The 11,659-nt window shown below is 57.6% G+C and carries 13 protein-coding genes and 1 riboswitch; of the genes, 5 read left to right on the top strand and 8 right to left on the bottom strand.

The genetic code is table 11. The features are described 5' to 3' along the window. The first annotated feature begins 1 nt into the window (after position 1). Positions 2-1,108 (top strand): ABC transporter permease, encoded by a 1,107-nt coding sequence (locus SPG90_RS02315; protein WP_023310860.1) that lies wholly within the window; start codon positions 2-4, stop codon positions 1,106-1,108. Here the strand turns inward: SPG90_RS02315 and SPG90_RS02310 are convergent. Further along, entirely contained in the window at positions 1,070-1,480 is a 411-nt protein-coding gene (locus tag SPG90_RS02310; RefSeq protein ID WP_014883088.1) for a YbhQ family protein, read from the bottom strand. The two genes, SPG90_RS02315 and SPG90_RS02310, sit on opposite strands and share 39 nt — an antisense overlap. Positions 1,481-1,613: 133 nt before the next feature. Here SPG90_RS02310 and SPG90_RS02305 point away from each other — a divergent pair, with 133 nt between their 5' ends. From SPG90_RS02305 to SPG90_RS02295, 3 genes are read left to right on the top strand one after another with little or no spacing between them, the layout of a single operon-like run. Further along, entirely contained in the window at positions 1,614-2,375 is a 762-nt protein-coding gene (locus tag SPG90_RS02305) for an endonuclease/exonuclease/phosphatase family protein (RefSeq protein WP_239632138.1), read from the top strand. Next, positions 2,372-3,610 (top strand): cardiolipin synthase ClsB, encoded by a 1,239-nt coding sequence (gene clsB, locus SPG90_RS02300; protein ID WP_239632136.1) that lies wholly within the window; start codon positions 2,372-2,374, stop codon positions 3,608-3,610. The genes SPG90_RS02305 and clsB overlap by 4 nt, the downstream gene beginning before the upstream one ends. Beyond that, on the top strand, positions 3,610-4,572 hold the full coding sequence (locus SPG90_RS02295) for a lysylphosphatidylglycerol synthase transmembrane domain-containing protein (RefSeq protein ID WP_033144983.1): 963 nt from the start codon (positions 3,610-3,612) through the stop codon (positions 4,570-4,572). Before clsB ends, SPG90_RS02295 begins: the two co-directional genes overlap by 1 nt. Positions 4,573-4,677: 105 nt before the next feature. Here SPG90_RS02295 and SPG90_RS02290 read toward each other — a convergent pair whose 3' ends face one another. From SPG90_RS02290 to moaA, 6 genes are all read right to left on the bottom strand, one after another. Next, entirely contained in the window at positions 4,678-5,385 is a 708-nt protein-coding gene (locus SPG90_RS02290) for a Bax inhibitor-1 family protein (protein WP_126302867.1), read from the bottom strand. Positions 5,386-5,449: 64 nt separating this feature from the next. Beyond that, positions 5,450-5,902 carry a molybdopterin synthase catalytic subunit MoaE gene (gene moaE / locus SPG90_RS02285; protein WP_322407895.1) on the bottom strand — a complete coding sequence of 151 codons (453 nt, stop codon included), beginning with the start codon at positions 5,900-5,902 and terminating at the stop codon, positions 5,450-5,452. A gap of 1 nt (position 5,903) precedes the next feature. After that, on the bottom strand, positions 5,904-6,149 hold the full coding sequence (gene moaD, locus SPG90_RS02280; RefSeq protein WP_047073846.1) for a molybdopterin synthase sulfur carrier subunit: 246 nt from the start codon (positions 6,147-6,149) through the stop codon (positions 5,904-5,906). Beyond that, positions 6,142-6,627 carry a cyclic pyranopterin monophosphate synthase MoaC gene (moaC, locus tag SPG90_RS02275; protein WP_008501142.1) on the bottom strand — a complete coding sequence of 162 codons (486 nt, stop codon included), beginning with the start codon at positions 6,625-6,627 and terminating at the stop codon, positions 6,142-6,144. Before moaC ends, moaD begins: the two co-directional genes overlap by 8 nt. A 3-nt stretch (positions 6,628-6,630) precedes the next feature. Next, positions 6,631-7,143 carry a molybdenum cofactor biosynthesis protein B gene (gene moaB / locus SPG90_RS02270; RefSeq protein WP_024908761.1) on the bottom strand — a complete coding sequence of 171 codons (513 nt, stop codon included), beginning with the start codon at positions 7,141-7,143 and terminating at the stop codon, positions 6,631-6,633. Between the two features lie 24 nt (positions 7,144-7,167). Continuing rightward, positions 7,168-8,157 (bottom strand): GTP 3',8-cyclase MoaA, encoded by a 990-nt coding sequence (gene moaA / locus SPG90_RS02265; protein WP_126302870.1) that lies wholly within the window; start codon positions 8,155-8,157, stop codon positions 7,168-7,170. Next, a riboswitch (molybdenum cofactor riboswitch) is annotated at positions 8,145-8,278 on the bottom strand. Its footprint overlaps the gene before it by 13 nt. Positions 8,279-8,503: 225 nt before the next feature. On the opposite strand from moaA, the gene yvcK reads away from it, so the two are divergent. Then, a complete protein-coding gene (gene yvcK / locus SPG90_RS02260; RefSeq protein ID WP_023310851.1) occupies positions 8,504-9,412 on the top strand; it encodes a uridine diphosphate-N-acetylglucosamine-binding protein YvcK in 909 nt (302 codons plus the stop codon). A 72-nt stretch (positions 9,413-9,484) separates the two neighbouring features. Here yvcK and uvrB read toward each other — a convergent pair whose 3' ends face one another. Beyond that, entirely contained in the window at positions 9,485-11,500 is a 2,016-nt protein-coding gene (gene uvrB / locus SPG90_RS02255; protein WP_023310850.1) for an excinuclease ABC subunit UvrB, read from the bottom strand. Positions 11,501-11,659: the final 159 nt, after the last annotated feature.

The following is an 11,659-nucleotide window of genomic DNA, read 5'->3' as shown; positions in this document are numbered from 1 at the left end:
CATGTTTCACCGATTATGGACGTTGATACGCAAAGAGCTGCAATCCCTGCTGCGCGAGCCGCAAACCCGCGCCATTCTGGTCTTGCCGGTACTGATCCAGGTTTTACTGTTCCCGTTTGCCGCCACCCTTGAGGTGACCAACGCCACCATTGCCATTTACAACGAAGATAACGGCAAACATTCCGTCGAGCTGACGCAGCGCTTTGCCCGTGCGAAAGCCTTTACCCACATCCTGCTGCTGAAAAGCCCGCAGGAGATCCAGCCCACCATCGACACGCAAAAAGCGCTACTGCTGGTGCGGTTCCCGGCGGATTTCTCCCGCAATCTGGATACTTTCCAGACCGCGCCGATGCAGCTGATCCTCGACGGGCGTAACTCCAACAGCGCCCAGATTGCCGCCAACTACCTGCAGCAGGTGGTGAAGGATTACCAGCAGGAGCTGATGGAGGGCAAACCGAAGCCCAACAACAGCGAGCTGGTGGTGCGTAACTGGTACAACCCGAACCTGGACTACAAGTGGTTCGTGGTGCCGTCGCTGATCGCCATGATTACCACTATTGGGGTGATGATCGTGACTTCCCTTTCCGTCGCCCGCGAGCGCGAACAGGGCACGCTGGACCAGCTGCTGGTCTCCCCGCTCGCCACCTGGCAAATTTTCGTCGGCAAAGCGGTCCCGGCACTGATCGTCGCGACGTTCCAGGCCACCATCGTGCTGGGGGTGGGAATTTGGGCCTATCAGATCCCGTTCGCCGGTTCGCTGGCGCTGTTTTACTTCACTATGGTGATTTACGGGCTGTCGCTGGTGGGGTTTGGACTGCTGATCTCGGCGCTCTGCTCGACGCAGCAGCAGGCGTTTATCGGGGTGTTCGTCTTTATGATGCCCGCGATTTTGCTCTCGGGTTATGTTTCACCCGTCGAGAACATGCCGGTGTGGCTACAGGATCTGACGTGGGTAAACCCGATTCGGCACTTTACGGACATCACCAAGCAAATCTATCTGAAGGATGCGAGTCTGGATATTGTCTGGGGAAGTTTGTGGCCGCTACTGGTCATAGCGGCCACGACGGGCTCAGTGGCGTACGCGATGTTTAGACGCAACATTGCGTAGCTTTTTCTCTTTGGTCAGCAGCGAGACCACCGCAGGCCCAGCGAGGATAGCCAGACCCGCCAGGGCCAGCAGCAGGTTGTTTTGCAGCACGCGCGACAGCAGCCAAAGCACGATCATCGCCGCGCCAAAATACCAGGTGGTGGTGAGCTCTTCGAGCACATCACCCACCTCGCGCCAGCGCGCTTCATGGTGGCGCTGTAGGAACAGCATCGACAGCACGGTGACGCCATAAAGGACGCATAGCCCCAGGCCAACACGCACCAGCGTGCCGCTCATCCAGCCCATCACCAGTACGGCCACGACCAGTAAATGCAACATTATCTGCCAGCAACTCAGGCCAGTTGCGACACGAACACGTTGTTGCCACTTCATGGCTTCTCTCCTGAAGGATTTTTCTCTGCTTAATCAGACTACCGCACTTTACGGAAAATTCCGTAACGCCGCATCTTTTTGTGACGACGACTACACTTTATTTTCATTGGGATAGTCACTCAGGAAGGAGCTTATGACTCAAAAAATGCAGCATTTCTCGCTTAAGGTGCTGACGATAAACATTCATAAGGGCTTCACAGCATTTAATCGCCGCTTCATTTTACCGGAGCTGCGCGACGCGGTACGCACCGTCAGCGCGGATATTGTCTGCCTGCAGGAGGTGATGGGCGCACACCAAGTGCATCCGCTCCACTTTGAGAACTGGCCCGACACGCCGCACTATGAATTTCTGGCCGACACCATGTGGAGTGATTACGCCTACGGCCGCAACGCGGTCTATCCGGAAGGACATCACGGAAACGCGGTACTGTCCCGTTACCCCATTGAACATTACGAAAACCGCGACGTTTCCGTCGGGGAAAGCGAAAAACGCGGCCTGCTTTACTGCCGCATTACGCCGCCAGACCTCGAGCGACCAGTCCATGTCGGCTGTGTTCACCTGGGCCTTCGCGAAGCCCATCGTCAGGCGCAGCTGAAAATGCTGGCCGAATGGGCCAACGCGCTTCCCGAAGGTGAACCGGTGGTGGTGGCGGGCGATTTCAACGACTGGCGACAGCGGGCAAACCATCCGCTGAAGGTGGATGCCGGGCTGGAAGAGATTTTTACTCGCGCCAACGGCAGGCCTGCGCGTACCTTCCCGGTCCGTTTCCCGCTGCTTCGGCTTGACCGCATCTACGTGAAAAATGCCCACGCCAGCAGCCCGACCGCCCTGGCTCTCCTTAACTGGCGACATCTTTCCGACCATGCCCCGCTCAGCGCGGAGATCCACCTATGAAATGTTCCTGGCAGGAAGGCAACCGAATCACGCTGCTGGTCAACGGGGACGAGTATTATCCGGCCGTATTTAAAGCAATTGACCATGCACAGCAGAAGGTGATCCTCGAAACCTTTATCTGGTTCGAAGACGACGTGGGCAAGCAGTTGCATAGCGTGCTGCTGCGCGCCGCCCGGCGCGGCGTCAAAATTGAAGTGCTGCTTGATGGCTATGGCTCGCCGGATCTCAGCGATGCGTTTGTGAATGAATTGACCTCCGCGGGCGTGGTGTTTCGCTACTACGATCCCGGCCCTCGCCTGTTCGGCATGCGTACCAATCTTTTCCGCCGGATGCACCGCAAAATTGTGGTGGTGGATGAGACGGTGGCGTTTGTCGGCGGCATTAACTACTCCGCTGAGCATATGTCCGACTACGGCCCGGAGGCGAAGCAGGACTACGCCATTCGCATTGAAGGCCCGGTGGTGCAGGACATCTTACTGTTTGAGCTGGAGAACCTGCCGGGTAAAGAGGCCGTTCGCCGCTGGTGGAGACGCCGCCATCGCCCGGAAGAGAACCGGAAGCCCGGCGAAGCGCAGGCCCTTTTCGTCTGGCGGGATAACGGCGAGCACCGGGACGACATAGAACGTCATTATCTCAAGATGCTCGCCAACGCGAAGCGCGAAGTGATTATTGCTAACGCCTACTTTTTCCCGGGCTATCGTCTGCTGCACGCCATGCGCAATGCGGCCCGACGCGGGGTACGCGTGAAGCTAATTGTGCAGGGCGAGCCGGATATGCCGATTGTCAAAGTGGGCGCACGCCTGCTGTATAACTACCTGGTGAAGGGCGGCGTACAGATCTACGAATATCGCCGCCGACCGCTGCACGGCAAAGTGGCGCTGATGGACGATCACTGGGCCACCGTGGGTTCGAGTAATCTCGATCCGCTGAGCTTATCGCTCAATCTCGAGGCTAATCTGATCATTCACGATCGCCAGTTTAACCAGACCCTGCGGGATAACCTGCAGGCGCTAATCGTTAACGACAGCGTGCGCGTGGACGAGTCCATGGTCCCCAAACGTACCTGGTGGAACCTGGGCATCAGCGTGGTGGTGTTCCACTTCCTGCGCCATTTCCCGGCGATGGTCGGCTGGCTTCCGGCGCATACGCCTAAGCTGGCGCAGGTGGACCCGCCGGTACAACCGGAAATGGAAACCCAGGACCGTATTGAAGCGGAAGATGGAGGCAAACCCTGATGTCGAAATCGCATCCGCGCTGGCGGCTGGCAAAAAAGATCCTGACCTGGCTGTTTTTTATTGCGGTCGCGGTTCTGCTGGTGGTCTACGCGCAGAAAGTTGACTGGGAAGAGGTGTGGAAAGTCATCCGCAACTATAACCGGATGGTGCTGCTGGGCGCTGTGGGGCTGGTTATTGTCAGCTACCTGATGTACGGCTGCTATGACCTGCTGGGCCGCGCTTACTGCGGCCACAAGCTGGCCAAACGTCAGGTTATGCTGGTGTCGTTTATCTGCTACGCCTTTAACCTGACGCTGAGCACCTGGGTCGGCGGCATTGGCATGCGCTATCGCCTTTACTCGCGGCTCGGCCTGCCGGGCGGGACCATCACGCGCATTTTCTCGTTAAGCATCACCACCAACTGGCTGGGCTATATTCTGCTCGGTGGGGTGATCTTCACCATCGGCGTGGTGCAACTGCCCGCGCACTGGTATATCGATGAGGCCACGCTGCGCATTCTGGGCATCGTGCTGCTACTGATTATCGCCGTTTATCTGTGGGCCTGCGCGTTTGCCAGACGCCGCCATATGACCATCAAGGGGCAAAAGCTGGTTCTGCCCTCGTGGAAGTTTGCGGTGCTGCAGATGGCGGTCTCCAGCGCCAACTGGATGGCAATGGGGGCCATTATCTGGCTGCTGATTGGCGAGGACGTGAACTACTTCTTCGTGCTGGGCGTGCTGCTGGTGAGCAGCATTGCGGGCGTAATTGTGCATATCCCGGCGGGGATCGGCGTGCTGGAGGCGGTCTTTATCGCGTTGCTGGCCGGGGAGCATGTCTCTCAGGGAACGATTATCGCCGCCCTGCTGGCGTACCGCATGCTGTATTATTTCCTGCCGCTGGCGCTGGCAACGGTCTGTTATCTGGTGCTGGAGAGTCGGGCGAAGAAGCTGAGAGCGAAGAACGAGAAGGCGTTGGCGAAATAAAAGCAAAACGGCAACCTTGTTGCCGTTTTTGGTGTTTGTTCCCTCTCCCGTGGGAGAGGGTCAAGGTGAGGGCACCAGACCGCACCGCCACCCGGCAAAACAACCTTAACGACGGTTGCCTAAAATTCGCAGCAGCATCAGGAACAGGTTGATGAAGTCCAGATACAGCGTCAGCGCGCCCAGGATTGAGTATTTGCGCAGGTTTGAACTGTCGCGTACGTCGATCTGCTCGCCGATGTTTTTCAGCTTCTGGGTGTCATACGCCGTCAACCCAACGAAGATCACCACCCCGATGTAGGTCACGGCCCACATCAGCGCGTCGCTCTTCAGCCACAGGTTCACCAGTGACGCCAGCACAATCCCAATCAGCCCCATAAACAGCATGCTGCCGAAGCCGCTCAGATCGCGTTTGGTGGTGTAACCGTAGAGACTCATCGCACCAAACATCCCGCCGGTCACCACGAAGGTGCTGGCGATGGAGGAGTAGGTGTAAACGATGAAGACACTGGAAAGCGTTAGCCCGGTTAGCGCCGAATAGAGCATAAACAGCGTGGTCGCCATTCCGGCACTCAGCTTTTGCACCAGACCGGACAGCACAAACACCAGCGCCAGCTGCGCGATAATCAGCCCAAAGAAGGTAATTTTGCTGGAGAAGATAAACATCATCAGTTCAGGCGTGTTCGCCGCATACCACGCGATAAACGCGGTAAGCAGCAGGCCAACCGTCATCCAGCCGTACACCTGAGCCATATACGTCTGCAGGCCGCTACGGGTCTGCTGTACTATTGAATCGGAACGCGGAAATCGGTCCATGATTCACTCCTGATTAAGATTAAGTAGACACACTCGTTAAGAGTAACACATCCACGTAAACCAACTACCAACGGCTGGCGGCCTGCTTATCGCTGTCGCGAGATTCTACCCAGCGATCCCCTTCCGGCGTGGCTTCGCGCTTCCAGAACGGGGCTTTGGTTTTGAGGAAATCCATAATGAACTCCCCTGCCGCAAACGCGCTGCCGCGGTGGGCGCTGGTCACGCCGACGAAGACAATCTCCTCGCCGGGCCACATCTCGCCGATACGGTGAATAACCGTGACGCGCCCGAGCGGCCAGCGGCCTCGCGCCTCGTCGACAATCTCCGCCAGCGATTTCTCCGTCATGCCGGGATAGTGCTCCAGCGTCAGCGCCTTCACGCTGTCACCGAGGTTGTGATTGCGCACCTTGCCGGTAAAGGTCACGACCGCGCCGTCTTCGTCGCGTTCCGCCAGCCAGCTGTATTCTGTCCCCACGTTAAAGCGTTCAGGGCCAACCAGAATGCGGGTTTCAGTCATATTAGCCCCCTGTGACCGGCGGGAAGAAGGCCACTTCATCCCCGGCCTTCAGCGGATGGGTAAGCTCCACCAGCGTCTGGTTAACGGCGGCCAGCAGCTTGCCTTCGTCCAGCGCCAGCGCCCAGCGGTCGCTCTGTGCCGCCAGATGCGCGCGCAGGGCGGCAACGTTTTCAAAAGGGGCATCCAGCGTCAGGCTGTCGGTGTTGACCAGCTCGCGCACCTGCGCAAAAAAGAGCACCTTAATCATGGCTGTCCACCTTAAAATCACCGGATTTGCCGCCGCTTTTTGCCAGCAGGCGAACCGGGCCAATCACCATATCTTTCTGCACCGCTTTGCACATGTCGTAGATGGTCAGCGCGGCAACTGAGGCCGCCGTCAGCGCCTCCATCTCCACGCCGGTTTTGCCGGTTAAGCGGCAAAGTGACTCAATGCGCACGCGATTATGCTCCGGCTGTGCCTGCAGGTTTACTTCCACCTTGCTCAGCATCAGCGGATGGCACAGCGGAATTAAGTCCCAGGTGCGCTTGGCGGCCTGAATCCCCGCGATGCGCGCGGTGGCAAAGACGTCGCCCTTATGGTGGCTGCCGTCGATAATCATCGCCAGCGTTTCCGGCAGCATAGTGACAAACGCTTCCGCGCGCGCCTCGCGCACCGTTTCGGCTTTGGCGGAGACGTCCACCATATGCGCTTCGCCAGCGGCGTTAATGTGGGTCAGTTGTGACATAGCTTATTTCTTTAAATGGGGATGGAAATTACACGGACGGGTACGGGCGTCCAGCTGCGGGGCGATGATGTTTTCCCACGCGGTGCGGCAGGCTTTGGTCGAGCCCGGCATAGCGAAAATCAAGGTTTTGTTAGCCACCCCGGCAACGGCGCGCGACTGGAGCGTGGAGGTACCAATCTCTTCAAAGGAGAGCATGCGGAACACTTCGCCGAAGCCTTCTACCTCGCGGTCGAAAAGCGGGATCAGCGCTTCGGGGGCCTGATCGCCTGCGGTAAAACCGGTGCCGCCGGTGATCAGCACCACCTGCACCTCATCGCTTGCAATCCACTGCGAAACCTGAGCGCGAATGGCGTAGCGGTTCTCCTTCACGATCGCTTTATCGACGATGTGATGCCCCGCGTCATGGGCCGCCTCGCGCAGCCAGTGGCCAGAGGTATCATCCTCTTCGCCCCGGCGGTCGGAAACGGTAAGGATAGCAATGCGTGTCGGGATAAATTCTGCGCTTACCTGACTCATATTCTGATTCCTTCTTAAGCCTGATTACCCGCCGATATAAGACAGGTTCTGAGTAATACCGGTATTGCCCTGATGCAGGAAGTGGGTCTGTTTTTTATGCGTCAGCGCGTCAGAAATGCGTGCTTCAAGCGCGTCCTGCTGAGCATCGTCTTCCAGCAGATCGCGAAGGTCCACGCCGCCGTCGCCGAACAGGCAGAGATGGAGCTTGCCCACGGAGGAGACGCGCAGGCGGTTGCAGCTGGCACAGAAGTCTTTCTCGTAAGGCATGATAAGCCCAATTTCGCCTTCGTAATCAGGATGGCAGAAGACCTGCGCCGGACCGTCGCTGCGCTGGCGGATCTGGTGGATCCAGCCGCGTTTCAGCAGCTCGTCGCGCAGCACCATGCCGGAGATGTGATGGCGACGGAACAGCTCGCTGCCCTCGCCGGTTTCCATCAGCTCGATAAAACGCAGCTGAATGGGGCGGGATTTAATCCATGCAAGGAAGGTATCGAGCTGATGATGGTTCACATCACGCATCAGCACCGTGTTGACTTTGACCTTCTCGAACCCGGCCGCAAATGCCGCGTCGATGCCGTCCATGACCTGCTGAAATTTATCCTGGCCGGTAATGGCGTGGAACTGACGGGCGTCCAGGCTATCGACGCTGACGTTGATCGCCGTCAGCCCCGCATCGCGCCAGTTCGCCACGTCGCGCGCCATACGGTAACCGTTGGTGGTCACCGCAATCTGGCGGATACGTTCGTTTTCACGCACGGCGGCAATGATGTCGGGGAAATCGCGGCGCAGCGAGGGTTCACCGCCGGTAAGGCGAACTTTTTCGGTGCCGAGCTCAGAGAAGGCGCGCGTGACGAGGCGCACTTCATCCACGGAGAGAAAGCCGTTATTGGTAACGCTGCCCGGTTTGTAGCCGTCGGGCAGGCAGTAGGTGCAACGGAAGTTGCACACATCGGTAATCGACAGACGTAAGTAATAAAACTTACGCGCGAAAGCATCAGTAAGTTGTGAAGCCATGTACACCTTTCCAGATCGGGAGGCACAGTCATTTCTTTCTGTACCCTGGTGGCAAATTCGCCACGGCCAGAGCGCCATATCTTTCGACACAGGCGCAAGGGCTAGAGTGTATGTTTTCATTTTTGAAAACGTGGTTAGGGCGATAGTAGCGCGGAAATTCTCACGGCGCCATTGTCGCTTTTCGCTATATAATTACGTATACAGCGAATCAATCCTGCATTTTCGCTACAGAATACCTAAAAACCGCATTTTCACATTGATATACGTCATTTTGCATCGGGTGAGGCATCGTCTTTTAGGGGTAGTTAGGTTACTGTTACGCGATCGAACGTGATAAGGAATACGTATGCGCAATCGCACTTTTGCGGATCTTGACCGAGTGGTCGCTCTTGGCGGAGGACACGGCTTAGGCCGGGTTATGTCCTCTTTGTCGTCACTCGGCTCAAGGCTGACAGGGATAGTGACCACCACCGACAACGGCGGCTCAACCGGGCGCATTCGACGTGCCGAAGGCGGCATTGCCTGGGGAGATATGCGCAACTGCCTGAACCAGTTAATTACCGAGCCGAGCGTCGCATCGGCGATGTTTGAGTACCGTTTTGGCGGTAATGGCGAACTTTCCGGACATAACCTCGGAAATTTGATGTTAAAGGCGCTCGATCACCTGAGCGTAAGGCCTCTGGAAGCCATTAATTTAATCCGTAATCTGCTGAAAGTTGACGCATTCCTGATCCCCATGTCAGAACAACCGGTAGACTTGATGGCCATCGATGCCGAAGGGCATGAAGTTTACGGCGAGGTAAATATTGACCAGCTCATTCTGCCGCCCACGGAGTTAATGACCTATCCGAGCGTACCCGCCACGCGAGAAGCGGTGGAGGCCATCGGAGAAGCGGATCTTATCCTGATCGGTCCGGGCAGTTTTTATACCAGCCTGATGCCCATTCTGCTGGTGAAAGAGCTGGCGCAGGCGCTGCGCCGCACCCCTGCCCCGATGGTTTACATCGGTAACCTGGGACGTGAACTGAGTCCGGCGGCGGCGAGCCTGTCGCTGGCAGATAAGCTTGAATTGATGGAGCAGTACGTCGGTAAAAAAATTATCGACGGCGTCGTGGTCGGGCCGAAGGTGGATGTGTCGGGTATTGGCGACCGCGTGGTGGTGCAGGAGCCGCTGGAAGCGAGTGACATTAAGTATCGCCATGACCGTCACCTGCTGCGCGAGGCGCTGGAGAAGGCGATTCAGGCGCTGGGCTAGATTCGTTTTGTGCGGCCTGATGCCCTCACCCCGGCCCTCTCCCTCAGGGAGAGGGAGAAAACAACGCTTTACTCACGATGCCGCGATGAAAAGATCCCGCAGCTGATGAAGCTGGTCGCGGATCTGCGCCGCTTCTTCGAACTCCAGGTTCTGCGCGTGCTGCATCATCTGCCCTTCCAGCTCGTGGATTTTCTGCTGCAGCGCTTTCGGCGTCAGCACGACGGTATCTTCTTCCACCACTGAACGCGCCTTGCCGCGACCTTTCGCTTTGGTTTTGGCAATGTTCTGACCCAGCGCCAGAATATCCACCACCTTCTTGTTCAGCCCCTGCGGGATAATGCCGTGCTCTTCGTTGTAGCGCTGCTGTTTCTCGCGGCGGCGCTCCGTTTCGCCAATCGCTTTCGCCATCGACGGGGTGATTTTGTCACCGTACAGAATCGCTTTCCCGTTGACGTTACGCGCGGCGCGGCCGATGGTCTGGATCAGGGAGCGTTCAGAACGCAGGAAACCCTCTTTGTCCGCATCCAGAATCGCCACCAGCGAGACTTCCGGCATATCCAGACCTTCTCGCAGCAGGTTGATCCCCACCAGCACGTCAAACTCGCCCAGACGCAGATCGCGGATAATCTCCATGCGCTCCACGGTGTCGATATCCGAATGCAGATAGCGCACCTTCTCGCCGTGCTCTTCGAGATACTCGGTGAGGTCTTCCGCCATACGCTTGGTGAGCGTGGTCACCAGCACGCGCTCGTTGATGGCGGAACGGGCGCGGATCTCTGAGAGCAGATCGTCCACCTGCGTAGCCACTGGACGAACTTCAATAATCGGGTCGAGCAACCCGGTCGGACGCACAACCTGATCGACAACGTCTTCACCGGATTTCTCCAGCTCGTAGTTGCCCGGCGTGGCCGAGACGTAAATGGTTTGCGGCGCTAATGCCTCAAACTCTTCAAACTTCATCGGACGGTTATCCAGCGCTGACGGCAGGCGGAACCCGTACTCTACCAGCGTCTCTTTACGCGCCCGATCACCGCGGTACATCCCGCCGATCTGCGGGATCGTGACGTGGGATTCGTCGATCACCAGCAAACCGTCTGCCGGAAGGTAGTCAAACAGCGTCGGCGGCGGCTCGCCCGGCCCGCGCCCGGAGAGGAAGCGCGAGTAGTTTTCAATGCCGGAGCAATAGCCCAGCTCGTTCATCATCTCAAGGTCAAACTGGGTACGCTGGCTCAGGCGCTGCTCTTCGAGCAGCTTATTGTTCGCCAGCAGCACCTTACGGCGCTCGGCCAGCTCCACTTTGATCTCTTCCATCGCCTGCACGATACGCTCGCGCGGCGTCACGTAGTGCGTTTTCGGGTAGATGGTGAAGCGCTGGATCACCGATTCAATGTGTCCGGTTAGCGGGTCGAAGAGCGACAGGCGTTCAACCTCTTCGTCAAACAGCTCGACGCGTAGCGCCATATCGTCCGATTCCGCCGGGAAGATGTCGATCACCTCACCGCGTACGCGGAAGGTGCCGCGCTGGAACGCCTGATCGTTACGGGCATACTGCAGCTCCGCCAGACGGCGAACGATGGCGCGCTGGTCGATAATCATCCCCTGCGTCAGGTGCAGCATCATCTTGAGATAGAGATCCGGATCGCCCAGACCGTAGATCGCGGAAACCGACGCGACGACGACCACATCGCGACGCTCCAGAAGCGCCTTCGTGGCCGACAGACGCATCTGCTCGATGTGCTCGTTCACCGAGGCATCCTTCTCGATGAAGGTGTCAGAGCTCGGTACGTAGGCTTCAGGCTGGTAGTAATCGTAGTAGGAGACGAAATACTCCACCGCGTTTTCCGGGAAGAACTCTTTCATCTCGCCGTAAAGCTGCGCGGCCAGGGTTTTGTTGGGTGCCAGCACCATCGTTGGGCGCTGGAGATCCGCAATCACGTTGGCGATGGTGAACGTTTTACCCGAGCCGGTTACCCCCAGCAGCGTCTGGTGCGCCAGCCCGTCTTCCAGCCCCTCTTCCAGACGACGGATCGCCTCAGGCTGATCGCCAGATGGACGGAAAGCAGAATTCAATTTGAACGGTTTACTCATGGGCGACAACCTGATGACGTTATAAGCGGCAGGTGAGTAATTTTACTCGTTGTTGCCAGGAATGCCAGTAAAAAACACTGGATGAAAAACCAGTGGCATGTCAGGATATTTAGCATAGCGCCTGAATGATTAGCGCGATAGCGGCCAAAATTTGGACTG

Origin of the sequence: Enterobacter sp. D2 (assembly GCF_034427575.1) — a bacterium.
GTDB classification, from domain to species: domain Bacteria; phylum Pseudomonadota; class Gammaproteobacteria; order Enterobacterales; family Enterobacteriaceae; genus Enterobacter; species Enterobacter cloacae_M.
This window is presented reverse-complemented; position numbering and strand designations above follow the sequence as displayed.

Coding starts and splice junctions, on each gene's coding strand:
- SPG90_RS02315 (WP_023310860.1), top strand. CDS start 2: ATGTTTCACCGATTATGGACGTTGATACGCAAAGAGCTGCAATCCCTG.
- SPG90_RS02310 (WP_014883088.1), bottom strand. CDS start 1,480: ATGAAGTGGCAACAACGTGTTCGTGTCGCAACTGGCCTGAGTTGCTGG.
- SPG90_RS02305 (WP_239632138.1), top strand. CDS start 1,614: ATGACTCAAAAAATGCAGCATTTCTCGCTTAAGGTGCTGACGATAAAC.
- clsB (WP_239632136.1), top strand. CDS start 2,372: ATGAAATGTTCCTGGCAGGAAGGCAACCGAATCACGCTGCTGGTCAAC.
- SPG90_RS02295 (WP_033144983.1), top strand. CDS start 3,610: ATGTCGAAATCGCATCCGCGCTGGCGGCTGGCAAAAAAGATCCTGACC.
- SPG90_RS02290 (WP_126302867.1), bottom strand. CDS start 5,385: ATGGACCGATTTCCGCGTTCCGATTCAATAGTACAGCAGACCCGTAGC.
- moaE (WP_322407895.1), bottom strand. CDS start 5,902: ATGACTGAAACCCGCATTCTGGTTGGCCCTGAACGCTTTAACGTGGGG.
- moaD (WP_047073846.1), bottom strand. CDS start 6,149: ATGATTAAGGTGCTCTTTTTTGCGCAGGTGCGCGAGCTGGTCAACACC.
- moaC (WP_008501142.1), bottom strand. CDS start 6,627: ATGTCACAACTGACCCACATTAACGCCGCTGGCGAAGCGCATATGGTG.
- moaB (WP_024908761.1), bottom strand. CDS start 7,143: ATGAGTCAGGTAAGCGCAGAATTTATCCCGACACGCATTGCTATCCTT.
- moaA (WP_126302870.1), bottom strand. CDS start 8,157: ATGGCTTCACAACTTACTGATGCTTTCGCGCGTAAGTTTTATTACTTA.
- yvcK (WP_023310851.1), top strand. CDS start 8,504: ATGCGCAATCGCACTTTTGCGGATCTTGACCGAGTGGTCGCTCTTGGC.
- uvrB (WP_023310850.1), bottom strand. CDS start 11,500: ATGAGTAAACCGTTCAAATTGAATTCTGCTTTCCGTCCATCTGGCGAT.